General features: G+C 65.2%; 14 protein-coding genes. 9 read left to right on the forward strand and 5 right to left on the reverse strand.

Annotated elements, in window-relative coordinates; all coding sequences use genetic code 11:
• Positions 1-569: 569 nt before the first annotated feature.
• Positions 570-2,432, reverse strand: coding sequence for an ATP-binding cassette domain-containing protein (locus U5A67_RS35540; RefSeq protein ID WP_321817999.1), 1,863 nt, complete (start codon positions 2,430-2,432; stop codon positions 570-572).
• Positions 2,433-2,445: 13 nt separating this feature from the next.
• Positions 2,446-3,330, reverse strand: coding sequence for an extracellular solute-binding protein (locus U5A67_RS35545; RefSeq protein WP_205987847.1), 885 nt, complete (start codon positions 3,328-3,330; stop codon positions 2,446-2,448).
• A 151-nt stretch (positions 3,331-3,481) separates the two neighbouring features.
• On the opposite strand from U5A67_RS35545, the gene U5A67_RS35550 reads away from it, so the two are divergent.
• The 3 genes from U5A67_RS35550 (at position 3,482) to U5A67_RS35560 (ending at position 5,111) form a co-directional block, all read left to right on the forward strand.
• Positions 3,482-3,910 (forward strand): TOBE domain-containing protein, encoded by a 429-nt coding sequence (locus U5A67_RS35550; protein WP_205987846.1) that lies wholly within the window; start codon positions 3,482-3,484, stop codon positions 3,908-3,910.
• Between the two features lie 26 nt (positions 3,911-3,936).
• Complete coding sequence (locus tag U5A67_RS35555) at positions 3,937-4,578, forward strand: nitrogen fixation protein NifQ (protein WP_321818000.1); 642 nt, start codon at positions 3,937-3,939, stop codon at positions 4,576-4,578.
• 209 nt (positions 4,579-4,787) lie between these two features.
• Positions 4,788-5,111, forward strand: coding sequence for a winged helix-turn-helix domain-containing protein (locus U5A67_RS35560; protein WP_205987862.1), 324 nt, complete (start codon positions 4,788-4,790; stop codon positions 5,109-5,111).
• A gap of 21 nt (positions 5,112-5,132) precedes the next feature.
• Here U5A67_RS35560 and U5A67_RS35565 read toward each other — a convergent pair whose 3' ends face one another.
• Both U5A67_RS35565 and U5A67_RS35570 read right to left on the reverse strand, forming a co-directional pair.
• A complete protein-coding gene (locus tag U5A67_RS35565) occupies positions 5,133-6,476 on the reverse strand; it encodes a DUF2325 domain-containing protein (RefSeq protein WP_321818001.1) in 1,344 nt (447 codons plus the stop codon).
• Positions 6,477-6,553: 77 nt separating this feature from the next.
• Entirely contained in the window at positions 6,554-7,084 is a 531-nt protein-coding gene (locus U5A67_RS35570) for a hypothetical protein (protein WP_321959794.1), read from the reverse strand.
• Between the two features lie 252 nt (positions 7,085-7,336).
• On the opposite strand from U5A67_RS35570, the gene U5A67_RS35575 reads away from it, so the two are divergent.
• From U5A67_RS35575 to U5A67_RS35600, 6 genes are all read left to right on the forward strand, one after another.
• Positions 7,337-8,602: an MFS transporter gene (locus tag U5A67_RS35575; protein ID WP_321818003.1), complete on the forward strand. Its 1,266-nt coding sequence runs from the start codon at positions 7,337-7,339 to the stop codon at positions 8,600-8,602.
• A gap of 154 nt (positions 8,603-8,756) precedes the next feature.
• Complete coding sequence (locus tag U5A67_RS35580; protein WP_321818004.1) at positions 8,757-9,209, forward strand: zinc-finger-containing protein; 453 nt, start codon at positions 8,757-8,759, stop codon at positions 9,207-9,209.
• Between the two features lie 156 nt (positions 9,210-9,365).
• Entirely contained in the window at positions 9,366-9,830 is a 465-nt protein-coding gene (locus tag U5A67_RS35585) for a hypothetical protein (protein ID WP_205987840.1), read from the forward strand.
• 722 nt (positions 9,831-10,552) lie between these two features.
• Positions 10,553-10,816 (forward strand): hypothetical protein, encoded by a 264-nt coding sequence (locus U5A67_RS35590; protein ID WP_321818005.1) that lies wholly within the window; start codon positions 10,553-10,555, stop codon positions 10,814-10,816.
• A 210-nt stretch (positions 10,817-11,026) separates the two neighbouring features.
• A complete protein-coding gene (locus U5A67_RS35595; RefSeq protein ID WP_321818006.1) occupies positions 11,027-12,778 on the forward strand; it encodes an ABC transporter permease subunit in 1,752 nt (583 codons plus the stop codon).
• 16 nt (positions 12,779-12,794) lie between these two features.
• Positions 12,795-14,129, forward strand: a complete 1,335-nt coding sequence (locus tag U5A67_RS35600) for an AAA-associated domain-containing protein (protein WP_205987837.1) — start codon at positions 12,795-12,797, stop codon at positions 14,127-14,129.
• Between the two features lie 785 nt (positions 14,130-14,914).
• Here U5A67_RS35600 and U5A67_RS35605 read toward each other — a convergent pair.
• Positions 14,915-17,557, reverse strand: coding sequence for a mechanosensitive ion channel domain-containing protein (locus U5A67_RS35605; protein ID WP_321818007.1), 2,643 nt, complete (start codon positions 17,555-17,557; stop codon positions 14,915-14,917).
• Between the last annotated feature and the right edge of the window lie 306 nt (positions 17,558-17,863).

The raw sequence follows: 17,863 nt of genomic DNA on the forward strand, positions 1-17,863 counted from the left end.
TCAACGGTGAGGGTATTCGGGAGGCGGATTTGATCGGCTCTGCGAAGCGTGAGGTGAAGATTTGAGCCGGTAGAACGCTCACGGAAAACAAACCGCCCACGCAAGAAATCGCACGTTTTTCCCGTAAACACAGGCCAAAAATTTCCTGGGACTCCCAGGTCACGCCAGGCGATTGCCGAGCGACGCCAGGCGGTGACGGGCCATGCGTCAGGTGAGGCTTTTCGGGAGGTGACGGGAAATTGTCCTGTGGTGAGGAACCCGGAACGTTCGAGATTCACCGCACTCGTTAGCGCAACCAGGCGACATCGACGAAAAAACGCTTTATTCGAGGCGATTTTCTGGAGAAATTTCCTGGTACTCCCAGGTTAAACGGTGCGAATATTTTTTCCGGTTCACGCACGCAAAGGCGTGCCAGGCGGCTAAGGTGAGCTTATCCGGGATGGAGGCGCGAAAGCCGGCTGTGGCGCGGATCGAATTGCCCCACGTGAGAAAAACACCTTAAAACAAGCGCTATTTCTCAAGGCGGCAGCACGCGAGTACCGCCGCCTTGCGGCTAAAGGTGAGTGTTTTCAGGAGTCTTGCGACGGCCACGCCGTCACGCCGCCTGCGTCGATCTCGAAGCGCAGCGTGAGTGCGCTGTCGTCGGGGAACGGCAGATCGTCGGCGGGAATGTCGAACAGTTCGCCTGCCAGGTCGATCGTCACATAACGGTCACCATGGCGCAGCGACGTCCCGGCGATGCGGCCAGCCCAACGGCCATCGGGCGTGGCGCGCAGCGCGCGCGGCGCGACTCGCCACATCACGCGCGAGCCGTCCGCGAGCGCGCCCGTGCTGCAAGGCAGCCGCAAACCGCCCGCCGTCTCGATCTCGCCCGCGCCGCGCCCGACACCTTCGCCGATGTTATGCAGGCCGAGCAGATCGGCGACCCGCAGCGAGGCGGGCCGCGCGAAGACTTCGGCGATCGGGCCGGCCTGCAGCGTGCGCCCATGCTCGATCACGAGCACTTCGTCGGCGAGCAGGGCGGCTTCGTCGGGATCATGCGTGACGATCACCGTCACCGCGGCGATTTCGCGCTGAAGCGCGCGCAGCGACTGCTGCAGCTTGCGGCGGCGCGGCGTGTCCAGCGCCGCGAACGGCTCGTCGAACAGCAGCAGCGGGCTGTGCCGCGTCAGCGCGCGCGCGAGCGCGACGCGCTGGCGCTGGCCGAAGGAGAGCTGGCGCGGCAGGCGTTCGGTAAGCGTGTCGAGGCCCAGATGCGCGAGCCAGTAGCGCGCGCTGGCGGCATCGGCATCGACGGGAAAGGCCAGTTGCTGCGCCACCGTCATGTGCGGAAAGAGGCCGTAGTCCTGCGGCATATAGCCGATCTGGCGGCGCTCCGGCGGCAGCACGCCGAGATCGGTCGCGCCGAGCGTCACCGTGCCCGCGCTCAAGGCGTCGTCGTTCGCTTCCAGCCCGGCGATGATGCGCAGCGCGAGCGACTTGCCCGAACCCGAAGGCCCGATGATCGCGAGCCGCCGCGTCTGCGGCTGCCAGGCAACGTCGAGCGTGAACGCGCCCAGATGCCGCTTCGCCCGGAACGCGAGACGCAGGTCGTCGAGATCGTGGGCCGTGGCCGCGGGCGTGATGGCGGTGAGTTCGTCGCCGTTATCGACGCTCACCGCCAGCGTGGCGCGGGCGCCGCGCGAATACACCGAAAGCACCGCGCAGACGACCGCAATCGCGAGCGTCGGCAGTAGCAGCGGCATCATCGCGGGCAGGCCCTGGCCGCCGAACACCACGTAGGTGTAGACCGGCAGTGAGTACGGGTGATACGCGACCATCACCGTTGCGCCGAATTCGCCGAATGCGCGCAGCCACGCGAGCGCGAGTCCCGCGCGAATGGCGGGCCAGGCGATCGGCAAGGTGACGCGGAAGAAGCGGCTGACGGCGTGATGGCCAAGCGTGGCGGCGACGTCGTCATAAACGGGATCGACGGCGGCAAACGCCGAGCGCGCCGCGACGATCAGAAACGGCGCGGCCACGAAGGTTTCGGCGAGCACGATGCCGGTGAAGGAATCGGTGAGCGCGCCGTTGAACAGCAGGCCGAGCGGGCTATACGGCCCGAGCAGGAAGAGCAGCAGAATGCCGCTCGTGAGCGGCGGCAGCGCGAGCGGCAACTGCACCACGAAACCCAGCAGCGCGACGCCGCGCGCTTGAGAGCGCGCGAGCCAGTAACCGAGCGGCACGCCGCCCACGAGAATCACGAGCGCCGCGACGCTCGCGCTGCCCGCCGATACCCCGACCGCCGACCACGTGGCGTGCCAGTCGACATTGGCCCAGTCGGCCTGGCCGATCTGCGGAATGCTGGCGAGAAAGGGCGCGCACAGATACACCGCGAGCAGCGCGCCCAGCCACCAGAGCGGCCTTGCGGCGCGCTGCACGGGTTGCGTCATGACTGCATCGGGCTCATTGCTGGGCCGCGTCGATCACGGCCTGCGTCGACGGCGGGATCGCCTGACCATTGCCGTTGACCGTGGGCTTCGTCACATCGACGCCATGTTCGGCCAGCAGCTTGCGGCCTTCCGCCGAGAGCAGGAAGTTCACGAAGCGCGCGGCGCCCGCGTTGTTCGGTGCGTCGTTGAGGATCGTCAGCGTGTAGTTGGCCTTGATCTTCAGTTCGGGCGCCGGGTGGATCGACGGAATCTTCAGGTCAGACGTTTCGGTCGAATAGAAGAAGCCCGCGTCGAGCTGGCCCGATTGCAGACGGCCCACGAGCGTTTCTTCCGGCAGCACCTGTTCCGGGTTGTCCGGCGTGCCCAGCGTCTTCTGCACCAGATCCGGCTGGTTGTACGCCTGCGCGGCCTTCGTCATGAGTTCGACGGTGAACGCGCCCTTCGGGTCGAGCTTCGGGTCCGTGCGGCCGATGCGGATACCCGGTTCCTGCAGCACCTGATCCCACTTCTTCGTCTTGAAGTCGGCAGCGAAACGGCTCTTCGCGCTATAGCCGATCAACAGCGGCGACTCGGCGAAATTCACGTACCACGAAACATGATTGCCGTTGGCTTCGCCCATCAGGTTCGCATTGACCTTGGGGCTTGCGCTGATGAACACATCGCCGCGACGCAGCTTGCCCTTGATCTCGTTGGCGATCTTGTTCGAACCGGCCGCATAGCCCTTGAAATGCAGGCCCGTTTCCTTTTCGAACGCGGGGCCGACGCTCTTTTCCATCAGGTTCACGAGCGAGCCTGCGTAGAGCACGTTCACATCGTTGTCATCTGCGGCGAATGCGCTCGAACTTGCGGCCAGCACGCCCGACATCATCACGACCGATGCGATCAATTTGCGGATCATCTGTTCTACCCCGTACCGTTATAAAGGTGCCTATATTACGATGTCCTGATACAACAATGTGCGTACGTGCTTGCACAATCTTCGCGATAACACCTGCGTATGAATGACGGCCGCGACTACACTGTTCGACTGAACTTACGAGGAGACAGTCATGCGTACCAGCGCACGTAATCATTTCACCGGCCAGATCGCTGCAGTCAAGGCTGGCGCCGTCAACGACGAAATCACGCTGCGCGCCGATGGCGGGCTCGAAATCGTCGCCATCATCACGCACGGCAGCGCCGCATCGCTCGGCCTGGCGGCGGGCAAACCGGCGTTCGCGCTGGTGAAGGCATCGTCGGTGATCGTCATGGTCGACGCCGATGCGAGCAAGGTGTCCACGCGCAACGTCATTTCCGGCACGGTCGCGTCGGTCACGAAGGGCGCGGTCAACGCCGAAGTCGTGATTACCGCTCCGGGCGGCGCGCAGGTCGCGGCCATCGTCACGAACGAAAGCGCGGACCGTCTGGGTCTCGCGGCGGGCAAGACGGCCGCGGCGCTGTTCAAGGCGTCGAGCGTGATCATCGGCGTCGACGCTTAAGGCGTGTTGCGTCAGGTCGCGCGATCATGACCGGCTCGCAAACGGATTTCGAGTCTCTCGCGGCGGCTTGCCGCGATCGCTTGACCGGCGCGCCTCGTGAAGTCTGCTCCGCCGACGCGTGGTTGTTCGCGCGTCTGGTGGCGGCGCGCGAAGTGCGTGGCGAGCGGGCGTTGCTGGGTTTGCCGGCGTCTGCGCTGGCGGCGTTGGCCGAACGGCATTTTGCGGCGGGCGCGCTCGTTTTATCGACGCATGAAGCCGTCACGCTTAAAGACGCATCGCACGCGGCCTTTGTCGCGGCGATGCGCGATTTCCTGATCGGCCTGGCCGCACGCAATGTCGATGCCGATGACGCCCGCTGTCTCGCCACGATCCTCGCGCACGCGTGTTTGCGGCCCGATCATCTGTGGCGCGATCTGGGCCTCTCCGGCCGCGACGACGTCACGCAGATGCTCACGCGTTTCTTCCCCGAAGTCGTCGCGCGCAATACGGAAAATCTGCGCTGGAAAAAGCTGCTCGCGCGCGAACTGGCGCTGGCTCGTGGCGATGTGCCCGGACCGGCGCCGGGCTGTCCTGGCTGCGAGGATTTCGGCTTCTGTTTTCCCTCGGACCCAGCGGCCAATCGCACCACTCATCGCACGACCAATCGCACGACTAATCCGCGCAGCTAACGCTGCATCGGGCGTGCGGGACGCGAAACCCATCGTGTATGCTTGCGCCCATGACCGTATCTGCCAAAGTCCGCACTCCGGCGCCCGTCAATGCGCCGAAAACCACCGCATCAAAACCGGCTTCCAACGTGAAAACGAATCCGCCTGTGCCCGAACAGATCGAGGCCGTCAGCCCGTCGACGCGTCGCGAACCCGACGTGCGTTTTCGCATGCGCGTCGTCCAGGACGGCACGATTGCGCTCGGTCCCGGCAAGGTCTCGCTGCTCGAAGCCGTGCGCGATCATGGCTCGATTTCGGCGGCAGCGCGCAGCCTCAACATGTCGTACCGGCGTGCGTGGCTGTTGATGGACGAACTGAATCGCGCGCTCGAATCGCCGGCCACGGTGTCCGAACATGGCGGACAAAGCGGCGGCGGCAGCACGCTCACGCCGGTGGGGGAAGAAATCATCCGCCTTTATCGCGGCATCGAGGCGCGCGCGGCCGCGGCCTGCGCGCCTGAAATCGAAGCGCTGACGAAGCTCGTCAAAGGCTGATCGCGTCAGCGCGACCGCGTTTTAGCCGTGGCGCAGACAGAAGCGCGAAACCGGCACGGCGCTCAGCACCGGCGCGGTATTGGTGTGCAGCCGCAACATCAATTCGACAAAGCTCGCGAGGCTGGCGGTGCGCAGCGGGTGATAGCTCACCTGATGCCGCTCGCAGACACGCTTGAGCATGTTCATCGAATCGTGGTCGACGCAATCGACCGGAAACACCGCCATATCGGCGCCCGCGAGCGCGGCCGCCAGCAAACCCTTGCGGTCTTCGATGCCGCCGTCGTGCACCGTCAATTCGCCGCCCGCCGCGGTCACCCAGCGCCGTAGCGCGTGATTCGAACCCGGACGTCCGCCCACATAAACGATGCGCCGGCCCTTGAGCGCGTCGCGCGGCAGGGCGCGGGCGCTGTCGTCATCGTCGTCGGGATGGGCGGCGGTTTCCAGCGCGTGCGCTTCCGCGCGCAGCGTGTCGATCAGCGCGCGGGTTTCGTCGAGTTGCGTGCGCACCGTGCGCAGCGCGTTTTCATCGGCGATGGCGCGTTGTTCGGCGGCCTCGCGGCGGCTGGTTTCGAGCGCGAGACGCGCGTCGCGGGCCGCCAGCGCTTCGCGCAGCGCCGCGATCTGGGCGTGCAGCGCCGATTCATCGTGCGATTCGCGTTGCGCGAGCGCACGCGTGGTGTGGGCGTCGAGCGCCGCGCGTGCGTCGTCGCGCTCTTCGCTCATTTCGTGCAGGCGCGCCTGCTGGCGGTCGATCTTCGCCTGCAGCGCCGCATTGTCTTCTTCGAGCACAACGAGGCGGCGCAGGTCCGCGCGGTTCGCCGCGCCTACGAGATGCGACAGCATATGCAGATCGCCGAACGCGGCCTGGCGCACTTCCATCGTCGTTTCGGGATGGGACATCAGCGCCCAGTAGGCGGGCGGAATGTCGCCGCTGGCGCGTGCTTCGTTCCAGAGCGCGAGCACGGCTTCGGCATCGCGCGCGCTGGAAAAGCGCCGCAGCGCGCCCGCATAGCGCGTATCGAGCGCTTTTTGCAGCGCCTTGCCGCCCGCGCCGCCCTGGATCGCCAGTTCGACGGCGGTGTGGTGAATGTCGAGATCGCTCGCGCGCGCGCCGTCGAGCGGCGTGAACTTCGGCACGAGCTTGCGCAGTTCATGGGTGGACAGACAGGTGCCGATGATCGAGCAATGCAGATGCGCGTCGAGCTCGGACAGCCGCGTGCGGCGGCGCGTGCGGTCGAACTGTTCGAGTTCGGCCTGCGAGGGGCCGCAGCAATCGGCGGCGGGAGCGAAGGCGCGCAGATGCGGCGCCTCGTCCGGCGTCGCGGCGCCCGAGGTGCGGGCGAGGCGAAACGGCGGTGCGTGCATGGTGTCCTCTGTCCGGTTAGGAGCGCGGGCCGGCGATACGCGCGGCTACGTTGCGCATCGATCGACAGCGCAATATATCACGGAATATAGCGCGATCCGGCGGGCAGCGCGGCGCGCTCATGCTGCGCGAGCACATGCTCGACGCACAGGCCGACGAACGCCGTATCCAGTCTTTCCAGTTCCGCTGCGGTCTTGCGCATCGCTTCGCTGTCGAGGCAGAAGGCGTCCGAGAACAGCGCGTCGCGGGTTTTGTCCAGACGGCGTGCATCGCGGATCGCGCGTTTGAGTTCGCGATGGCGCGCGAAATCCGCGTTATCGACATGGCGCGCCAGCGTGGCCAGCAGCGGTTGCAGGGCGGTGCTGGCTTCGGCTTGCGCCGGTTGCTCGCCCGCGCGCGCCGCGAACATGCGGTTGAAGCGCGCGACGCTCTCGCGCAGCCGCCGGAACGCATCGACGACATCGCGGATGCGTTCCGCGCGCTCGTGGCCCGAGGCGGGCCGCAGCGTCGTGAGCTCCAGCGGCGGGCCGCTGGGCGGGGTGCTCGCGCGCGCCGGCGCGACCGAGATCGCCGTGACGGCGGCATTCATCATCAAGGGCCGACTGCTCACACACCCACCTTTCGCGAACCTGGGAACGAACTGGGAATTCAGGCGGCGCACCGCTGGCGCGCCATGTATCGTTATATTCTAATGGATATATCGGTTGGCGATAGGGCAGAATGCGCGAACCGTGGCTGACCTGCCCGCAACGGGGCCTTCCGGTGCCGCCGCGCGCATTGCACTAAAATTGTCGGCTTTCATCCGCACCGCACGTCACGTCCTGCGCTTTGCCGCGCGTGCCCGTGCTTCACTCGCCGTCTCATGACCACACCCTTATCCGACTCCGGCGCTGCGACCGGCAGTCTTGTGCGCAATCGCGGTTTCCAACGTTTCTGGGGCGCGCGCGTGCTGGCCTCGCTGTCGTTCCAGATGCTGGCCGTCGCGATGGGCTGGCATATCTATGCGCTCACGAAAAGCGCCTTCGCGCTCGGGCTGGTCGGCCTTGCTCAGTTCCTGCCGATGTTCCTGCTCACGCTCGTCGTAGGGCATGTTGCCGATCGCTACGACCGGCGCCGTATCGCCGCGGTCTGCCAGACGATCGAGTGCGCGGCGGCGCTGACCTTCGCGTGCGGCACCTTCGGCGGCTGGTTGAGCGCGCCGATCATCTACGCGCTGGCGGCCTGCGTGGGCGCGGCGCGTGCGTTCGAGTCGCCGGCCATTTCGTCGCTGCTGCCGGGCGTCGTGCCGCGCGCGCAACTGCCCAACGCCACGGCCTGGTCGACATCCGCCACGCAGACCGCGCAGATTCTCGGGCCGGCGCTCGGCGGCCTGCTGTATGGCGTCGGCGCGGGCGCGGCCTATCTGGCGTGCACGCTGTCGTTTGCCGTCGCGGCGATGTTGTCGGCCACCATTCCGCTGCAGACCAAACCCGCGTCGCGCGCGCCCGTCACGCTCGAATCGGTGTTTTCGGGCATCGCCTTTATCCGCTCGCAGCCGGTCATTCTGGGCGCGCTCTCGCTCGATCTGTTCGCCGTGCTGTTCGGCGGCGCGACCGCGCTGCTGCCGGTGTTCGCGCGCGACATCCTGCACGCGGGGCCGCTCGAACTCGGCCTGCTGCGTTCGGCTTCGGCGGTGGGCGCGCTGTCGGGCACGATCTGGCTCGCGCATTTCCCGCTGCGGCGCCGGCCCGGCCTCGCGATGTTCGGCGGCGTGATCGTGTTTGGTTTCGCGACCATCGCGTTCGGGCTGTCGCACAACATCGTGCTTTCGCTGATCGCGCTGGCAGTGCTCGGCGCATCGGATGTGGTGAGCGTGGTGGTGCGCAGCTCGCTCGTGCAGTTGCGCACGCCCAGCGAGACGCTCGGCCGCGTGAGCGCGGTCAATTCGCTGTTTATCGGCACATCGAATCAACTGGGCGAATTCGAGTCGGGCCTGACGGCCGGATGGTGGGGCGCGCAGCCCGCCGTGCTGGTGGGCGGCGTGGCGACGATCTGCGTGGCGCTGGTCTGGATGCGGTTGTTTCCTGCGCTGCGCGACACGCGTTCGCTCGAACGCGAGCCGGAGCGCGCCACCGCCGGCGCAAGCTGACCGGACGGCATAGCCCGTCCGACAAGCCGAAAGCGCGCCGTTTTTCGCTATGCTTTTGCACATCGACGCGCTTTCGCGAGTCACGATCCACCACGAACAGGCAATACACGATGTATCCGATAACCTTCACCCGCTCGACCGGAAGGAGCCGCGCATGCGCGTAGGCCGTCCCGTCAAGGCGCTGCCGCAGCCGCTCTGCGACTATTGCGGCGCGAAAGCGCTGCTCGCCCGCTCCGGCGACGAAGCCTATCCCTACCGCGACGATCACGGCCCGCTGTGGGTCTGCACGCCCTGCGAGGCGTGGATCGGCGTACCTGCGCGCAGCACGCGCAACGTGCCGCTCGGCCGGCTTGCCAATGGCGCGCTGCGCGAGGCCAAGAGCCGCCTGCACGATGCGCTTGAACCGCTGGTTGCCGCCAAGGTGCGCCGCGACAAGGTCAACGTATTCGAGGCGCGGGGCAGGGCGCTGCGCTGGATCGCCGAGGAACTGGGGTTCGAACTGCCGAATCCGTCGATCCATCATCTGACACTCGAACAGTGCGAAGCGGCAATTCGTCACGTCGAGGCGTTTATGGCCGCTCGCCGCGCGCCTGATCAGCCCGGCTGATCGGCAGTCAGAAGCGCTTTCAGGCCCGCCCGGCAAGCTTCGCCGGGCCGATTCCTTACCGGCTGTCACCAATCGTTACATTGCCGTAGCACATTGGCGCTCAACCTTGGCCGTGAGGTGCCGTTATTGCACCTGAACTGATTCCCTTTGTGCGACATGGCCAAGACAATCCCCTTCCCGCAGCATATTCAGGCCGCCCGCGCCCGCCGGCATCGGGCCAAGGGCGACTTGCTGCCGATGCCGCGCGCAAACGCGGACGAACTCGCCCTGCAGGTCCATCTGGCACTGGCCGCGTTGCGCGCGGGCGGCTCCCAGCATGACGCGCAGGCAATCCTGCACGCGCACTGGCTGGCCCAGGCAACCGCCGAAGCCGGCTACGGCACGCTGACGCCCGAGCAGATCGGTCCCGCCGACGCGGCGATCCTCGCGTGCTTCTCGCGCGGCGGCGCACAGGGCGAATGGAGCATCGACGATACGCAGTTCGACGCCATCAAGACCGTGATCGCCGTGTACGACCAGCAATTGCAGAGCGCGCCGCTGTGGGTGCTCACGGAAGCCAGCGAGCGCCTTGAGCGTGTGCGCGCAGGCGATACGCGCCAGCAGAGCCGCAAACGCGCCTGAGCAGGCGCGTACCGACGCATACCGACGTAAATAGACGCAAAGACACGCAAGCAGCTTCGCAGGTACACGGTTTGCGCAACAATCCGGGTGCTTTTCGATGATCCGGCCCCGGGCGTTGCAATGCTTTTCCACCCACCTGGGACGATCCAGCCGGATTCGCCCGATGCGCCGCCCGGCGGCGTTGTGGCGGCATTGGCACGGGATTTGACGCGCGGCGCGAATCGTGTTGACTTCAGGCAGTGTGCGTGACTAAAATTCGCCCGTCTTAACAAAAGGGGCTGACGCCTTGGACAGTAGCAGTTGTCGATCTTCGAATAGTTTCGCTGCCTGACCGGCAGGACGTCCGCGCTCCCTTTCTTTCAGCCGCCGTCTTGCCAGCCAGGCAGATGGTGCGCGTCCAGCAGTAAATCCTCGTGCACTCTTTTTAGCGTCGATCCCGCGCCGCCGCACTTTGCGCCGCGCAGGAGCGATATCGCGCCGTGAGCGTTCGCGCTCCCGGCACGGTCCGTTCATGCCTTCGATTCCGGCCCGCGCGTAACATCGCGCCCGCCCGACGAAGCCGATGTGCGGACCGCCACTCGCGTCGCGCGGGGACTGGCCATTGGGCTCGCCTCGCACGCCGCCGTGACGATAAGGAGTTCCGATGTCCGACAGTGACAGTTATCCGTTATGCCGCTTCCTTTCGATATTCCCTGAGGAAAGCTGGCAGACGTAAGCCGTCGTTGCGCGCCGAATCGACCCATCGCGCGCAGCCGGGTCTGCTGACTTTCCTCGCCAAGGCGTCCGCCGCGTGGCGTGACGCGAGGAGATTCAGCATGAACTTCGGCCTTCTTCTGCCGCAGCTGCCGCAAACGCAGCACACCCTGCATCCCGATGTGATCGGCGCCCGCCAGCGCGCGCCGGCCACGCCGCCCTGCCGTTCATCGAAACTCGCCGCGCGCTGGCGTGATCTGCGCGAGCGTATGTTCCGTGGCGAGCGGGGCTGACGGGCTTTCAAGAATCAGACGAGAACGGTCCCGCGCCTCAGGCGTCATCCGGGCTGCCGATAAGGCGATCCCGACAAGGCGCGCGGACTGCGCATCATCCAGAACGCTGGTGCTTCAAAACATGAATCAGTACAACCGCTCACTGCGAACGATCTGCCGCGCATCGCGCTCTTGCGGCGTCGCGCACGTTTTTGCCCAGGGAGGCCGCTAATGGAGTTCAGATTCAACCTGAACCGCACGGCCAACGCTTCGGCGTGGCGCGTGCTGCCCAATCGCTGGGACTTCGTCGCGTTTCCGCTCATCATCTGCCTGATTGCGATGGCGGCTGTGGGATTCCACGAAACCATGGCGCCGATCTCGACGCTCAAGACGCAGGCGATTTCGCTCGATCCGGCCAATCTGCCTGAATACGCGATGCGCACGACGCTGCGCATGCTGGCGGCGATGGTCGCCTCGCTGATCTTTACGCTGGTGTACGGCACGCTGGCGGCCAAGAGCCGCCGCGCGGGCCAGGTGCTGGTGCCGATCCTCGACATTCTTCAGTCGGTGCCGGTGCTGGGCTATATCTCTTTTACGGTCACGTTCTTCCTCGCGCTGTTTCCGTCGCGCGTGCTGGGCGCCGAACTCGCGGCGATCTTCGCGATCTTCACCAGCCAGGCGTGGAACATGACGTTCAGCTTCTACCAGTCGCTGCGCACCGTGCCGCGCGATCTGGACGAAGTCTCGAAGGGTTTCCACCTGACCGGCTGGCAACGCTTCTGGAAACTCGAAGTGCCGTTTTCGATGCCCGGCCTCATCTGGAACATGATGATGTCGATGTCGGGCGGCTGGTTCTTCGTGGTGGCTTCGGAAGCGATCACGGTGGGCAACAACACGATCACGCTGCCGGGTATCGGCGCATATCTGGCGCAGGCGATCACTGAAAAGAACATGCACGCCATCGGCTGGGTGATTCTGGCGATGACGGTCGTGATTCTGGCGTACGACCAGTTCCTGTTCCGACCGCTGGTTGCGTGGGCCGACAAATTCCGCATGGAAAACACGAGTTCCGGCGATGCGCCCGAATCGTGGCTGCTCGACCTGATTCGCCGCACGCGCCTGATTCACCGCCTGCTGGTGCCGATGGGCTTCCTGCTTGCCACGCTGGCGCGCATTCCGATCCGCGTGCAACTGCCGAAGGCGATGCCTGCGATCAGCACGACGCGCAGCAAGCGCTCGCGCGTGGGCGATATCGTCTGGGGTGTCTGCGTGATTGCGCTGACGGCGTTCGTGGTCTGGCGCGTGTTCTCGTATGTGCGCACGGGCGTGACGCTCGACGAAGTCGGCCATGTGTTCGTGCTAGGTCTGATCACGCTGCTGCGCGTGGTGCTGCTGATTGCGATTGCTTCGGTAATCTGGGTGCCGCTGGGCGTGCTGATCGGCCTGCGTCCCGCGCTCGCGGAGAAATTCCAGCCGCTCGCGCAGTTCCTGGCGGCGTTCCCGGCGAACCTGCTGTTCCCGGTGTTCGTGATCGTGATCGTGCGCTTCCACCTGAACCCGGACATCTGGCTCTCGCCGCTGATCGTGCTCGGGACGCAGTGGTACATCCTGTTCAACGTGATCGCGGGCGCGAGCGCCTACCCGAACGACTACAAGGAAGCGGCGAAGAATTTCCATATTCGCGGCTGGCAATGGTGGCGTCAGGCGATGCTGCCGGGCATTTTCCCGTACTACGTCACCGGCGCGATCACCGCTTCGGGCGGGGCATGGAACGCGAGCATCGTCTCCGAATTCGTGCAGTGGGGCGATACGAAGCTCCAGGCGCACGGCCTGGGCGCGTATATCGCGCAGATGACCGCTGCCGGCGACTTCCCGAAAATCATTGTGGGCATCGCGATGATGTCCCTGTTCGTCACGCTCTTTAACCGCGTGCTCTGGCGTCCGCTGTACACCTACGCCGAGGCCCGGCTGCGCCTCGATTGAGATGGAGTAGATCATCATGCTGAATCCCAAAACCGTCTCGTCCGACCTGCTGCCGGTGCGCCCGACGCTCGGCGAAGAAGTGCTCTCGGTCAAGCACATGTCGCGCGGCTTCGCGAAGAAAGACGACGAACGTCTCGTGCTCGACGACGTCAATCTCTCGCTGCGCGAAGGCGAAATCGTCGGGCTGCTGGGCCGTTCGGGCTCGGGCAAATCGACGCTGCTGCGCATCATCTCGGGCCTGATCGAAGCGAGCTCCGGCGAAGTGAACTGGCGCGGCAAACCGCTCGAAGGCCCGGCCGAGGGCGTGTCGATGGTGTTCCAGACCTTCGCGCTGTTCCCGTGGCTGACCGTGCTGCAGAACGTGGAAGCGGGTCTGGAAGCGCAGGGCGTGCCCGCACGCGAGCGCCGCGAACGCGCGCTGGCGGCGATTGACCTGATCGGCCTCGACGGCTTCGAGAACGCTTACCCGCGCGAGCTTTCGGGCGGCATGCGTCAGCGCGTGGGTTTCGCGCGCGCGCTGGTGGTCGATCCGATGCTGATGCTGATGGACGAACCGTTCTCGGCGCTCGACGTGCTGACGGCCGAAACGCTGCGTACCGACCTGCTCGATCTGTGGACGCAAGGCCGCATGCCGATCAAGTCGATGCTGATCGTCACGCACAACATCGAAGAAGCGGTGTTCATGTGCGACCGCATTCTGGTGCTGTCGTCCAATCCTGGGCGCGTGGTTGCCGAGATCAAGGTGCCGTTCAAGCATCCGCGTAACCGTCTGGACCCGGCGTTCCGCAAGCTGGTGGACGAGATCTACGCGAAGATGACCGCGCGCGATGCGGCGGAAACGTCGTCGCGGCGTCTGGAAGTGGGCAGCCGTTTGCCGGATGTGTCGACTAACCTGATGGCCGGTCTGATTGAAACGCTGGCGGCGGCGCCGTATCACGGTCGTGCGGATATGCCGGAAATTGCGCGCTCGCTGCATCTGGAAGTGGACGACCTGTTTCCGGTCGCCGAAATGTTGCAGCAGCTTGGGTTTGCGGATGTGCGCGATGGCGATTTGTTGCTGACGCCGCCGGCGCGTGTTTTTGCGGAGATGGGGACGCAGGCGCGCAAGCTCATGTTTGCGGATCATCTGCTGAGGAATGTGCCGCTGGCTGCGCGGATCAAGAAGGTGCTCAATGAGCGGCCCGGGCATCGCGCGCCGCGTGTGCGGTTTGAGCAGGAGCTTGAGGACTTTCTTTCTGATGTCGCCGCTGAGCAGACGCTCGATACGGTGATCGATTGGGGGCGTTATGGCGAGATTTTTTCGTATAACGATCAGTCGGAGATTTTTAGTCTTGAGGATGTGGAGGCTTAAAGGCCTTTTAGCCTTTAGCTTTTCTCGTTCTGGCGTGGGTGGCACATTGCCTTGTTTTCGTGTCGGTCTATTAGCGTCGCCCCTGTGCGGGGCGGCACTTACTTTTCTTTGCAGCGACAAAGAAAAGTAAGCAAAAGAAAGCCGCTCACACCGCCAGTGTGACGCAGTCCACAACCAGCCTTACGCGGGGAATGGTATAGGGGCGTCTGCCATCCCGCACCTTCAAACTTAGTGACAAAGCCGTCATTCATCCCGTTGCTCGCTGCGCGTGCAACGGTTGGGTCTGCCACGGAAACCAGCAAACCTTCGGTTTGCGTTATGCCCCTCGGGGCGCGTAGCGCCCCCGGGTGGGCGGGCGCCTTGTCACTTTGTTTCGTGGTGCGAAGTGTCGGATGCTCCTATACCTTTCCCCCTGAACGGCGGTTTGCCAACTGCGTCACACTGGCGGGGTGAGCGGCTTTCTTTTGCCTACTTTTCTTTGCCGCTGCAAAGAAAAGTAGGTGCCGCCCCGCACAGGGGCAACGCTAATAGACCGACACGACCACAAGGCAATGTGCCAACCACCCAATAAAAGGTGAGCACATTCGGGAGCCACCCAATCGCATGAAAGTTGCGCCCACACCGATCTAAAAAGCCCCTTAATCAAAGGCCTACAAAACAAACACCACCCCAGCTCTCCCCCCCGATATCAATCACAAAGGTGAGCCTTTCCGGGGTCAAAAATCAAAACCCCCAACGGTGAGGCCAGCACCCAAAACCCCTGCACCGGCCCCAAAAGCAAACCATCAGTTAGGCTTCCCACGCCCCGCATTCCGCCCACCATTGCGCGCATCGCGCCCACCACCCTCATCATCCTCGAACGAGCGCCCTTCAACATCCCGCTCACCCGACATATCGATAAGAAAATTCCGCTGCGGATTAGCCAGCTCGATCCCGCGCTCGGCAAAGTGAGTCAGCACACGCCGATTAAACTCACGCTGCACGCCCCACCGCGACGAATCCTTACACTGAATCTGCCCCACCAGCGTGACACTCGCACCATCGACCGAATCCACGCCCCAGTAAGCGAAATCGCTAAGAATCCCGTTCTTGAACGCGTCCTCGCCACGAATTTCCGCACCGATGTCTTTCAGCGTAGCGATAGCCCGTTCGAGATCCGCGCCATTGGCGATCATCACCTTGACGGCCGCATTGCCGATGCCGCGATTCGTGTTGTTCACCGTCGTCACCGAACTGAACGGAACCGTATACAGCGAGCCATCGCCGCCACGCAGACGCACCGTGCGAATCGAGAGAAATTCCACCGTGCCCGACACACCGGCGACCGTCACCCAGTCGCCCACCTGCATCGCGTTTTCAGTGAGCAGAAAAATACCGGTGATGAAGTCCTGCACGAGCTTCTGCGAACCAAAACCCAGCGCCACGCCGAAGATACTCGCGCCGGCAATCAAGGGCGCGGTGTTGATGCCAAGCTGCGAAAGCGCAGTCAGACCCACCACCACGAAAATCGCCACAAAGAGCGTGGTGCGGAACATCGGCAACAGCGTGCGCAGTCGCGCGGCGCGCACGTAATCGCCGGCGTCGGTCCACGCGTTGAGGCGGCGCTCGGCCGCGCCATTCGCGGCTTCCCAGATCACGATCGCGACTACGATGGCAACGGCGATCGTCAGCAGCGCGGAGCCCAGCAGATGGCCGATCGGCGCGCTCACCAGGAAGCGGCCCGGATGCAGACCCCACACGTGCAGCAACACGTCGAGCATGACGATCCACAGCGCCGCCATGACGACGCGCCGCACAGCCGGGTAATAGCGATACGCGCGGCGTTGCGCGATGGTCAGGTTTTCGCCCTTGCCGTTCGGGTCGAAGACGCGCCCGATCGCGCCCAGCACGACAATCGCCAGCATGCGCGCGCACAGCAGCACGCCCAGCGAGATGCCGCCCGCGCGAATCAGTTCCTGGTAGCCGCCGCGCAGGTCGAGCGCCCAGACGAACCACAGCGCCATCACCACGAAGATCGCGGCAATCGCCCAGATATCGGCGAACCAGTGCACGAGCCACGCGAACGAGCCGCGCGAGGCCGCCGAATTGCGGATGCGCTCGGCCACCGCATGGCGGCATTGCAGGATCATGATCGCGATCGCCACGTGCGCCACCAGGATCACGAGCTTCACGAGCGCGAGGTGCGCGTCCTCGGTCATGCCGAGCGGCACCGCGCCCGCCAGCGCGCCGCCCACGCCGCCAATCACGACGATGCGCGTGAGCCAGCGTTGCGAGAATTCGGCCCAGACGCTGGTCATCGGCGTGAGACGCAGGTCGTCGGAATCGGGCGCGAACAACAGCTTGCCGATCGCGATGATGACGCGGCAGATCACCCAGGCATCGACCACGTGACCGACTGCGGCGGCCGGCGCGGCATCTTCGGGACCGAATAGCGAGAGCACGCCGGCGGCGCACAGCCCGAAGCCGATCACGGGCACGAGTTCGAGCAGCGTGATGACAAAGGCCATCGGCAGGCGTTTGAGCAGGCGCCAATGGTGCGCGCCACGGCTGCGCTGCAGCGCTTCGCGCGCGAGCGCGGCCGCGCTTTGCACATAGGATTTGTCGCTTGCGGCGGGCACTTCGGCGCTTTCCGCGGCGATGGCGTTGGCATCGACGCCCGCTTCGGGATCGTCCGTGCCCATGCCGGCGGCGCTGCGCAGGGCGTCTTGATCGACATCTTTCTGCGCCGCTTTGACCGCGGCGGTGCCGCTCGCTTCGGGCGTTTGCGGCTGTGCCGGTGCGGCTGCGGCGGCGGTCGGCGTGGCACTGCTGCTGCCTTCGTCGCGATGCGCGGCCGCGTGTTCGACGATCGCGCGATGCGGCCGGGCGATCAGACGTCGCAGCAGCGCTTCGAGCGCGAGCGCCGGCACGAGCGTGAGCAGCAGCACGCGCAGCAGGCCGATCAGGATTTCGTGCCCTTGCGGCGTGCCCAGCCGCACGCTCCACCAGTCGCGCGCCGATCGCACGTTGAACAGCGCGCCGCGTGCGCGCAGCAACTGGCGGCCGATCACGCGCGCGCCGTGCGCCGCGCCATCGGCGATCTGCAGCACGAGGCCGTTCGAGCGCAGCGCATTCGAGAGCGCGTCGGAGGCGGGCGAGGCGCTGGCGGCCGATGCAGCCGGCGCGCTCGCAGCGCTTGCCGCGCTGGCGCTCGCGCTACTCGAGGCGGGCGTGGCGAGCGCACCGGCGGCGGCGATCGCGCGCAGCGTGTCGGCGACATGGGCGCGCTGGACCGGATCATCGAGCACCTTGAGCGCGGCGTTGGCCTGCGCGGGTGTCAGCATGACGGGCGCAGCGGGGTTGGCCGAAGCCGCCGTCGTGGTAGTCGTGGTCGCGCTGCTTGTCGTGGCACCGGCCGCATAGACCGGCGCACCGATTCCGAGCAGCACACAAGCAAAGACAGCAATCAGCGGATCGAAGCGTCGCGCGCGGCTTGAATTCGGCGTCGTTCGGGAGCGGAGGAGGGCAAAGAAGCGGGGAAAGATGGGCATCCTTGGCATGGGAAAAAACGGTGTCGATCGGGTGGCTGGCGGTCTGCCGGACGCAGCAATAGCGGGAGGCCAGAAGCGGGCGCAAGCTTGTGCGCTGTCCGGTTGAGCATTCGACGCACTGCCGCAATTTTTGTGCCCCAGGCGTTGGGTTCCTGAGAAGCGAAACGGTGTCAGACCGTGCGTCGAATGACGGGCGCAGGCGTG

Origin of the sequence: Paraburkholderia sp. J69-1, from assembly GCF_905220255.1 — a bacterium.
Classification (GTDB): Bacteria; Pseudomonadota; Gammaproteobacteria; order Burkholderiales; family Burkholderiaceae; genus Paraburkholderia.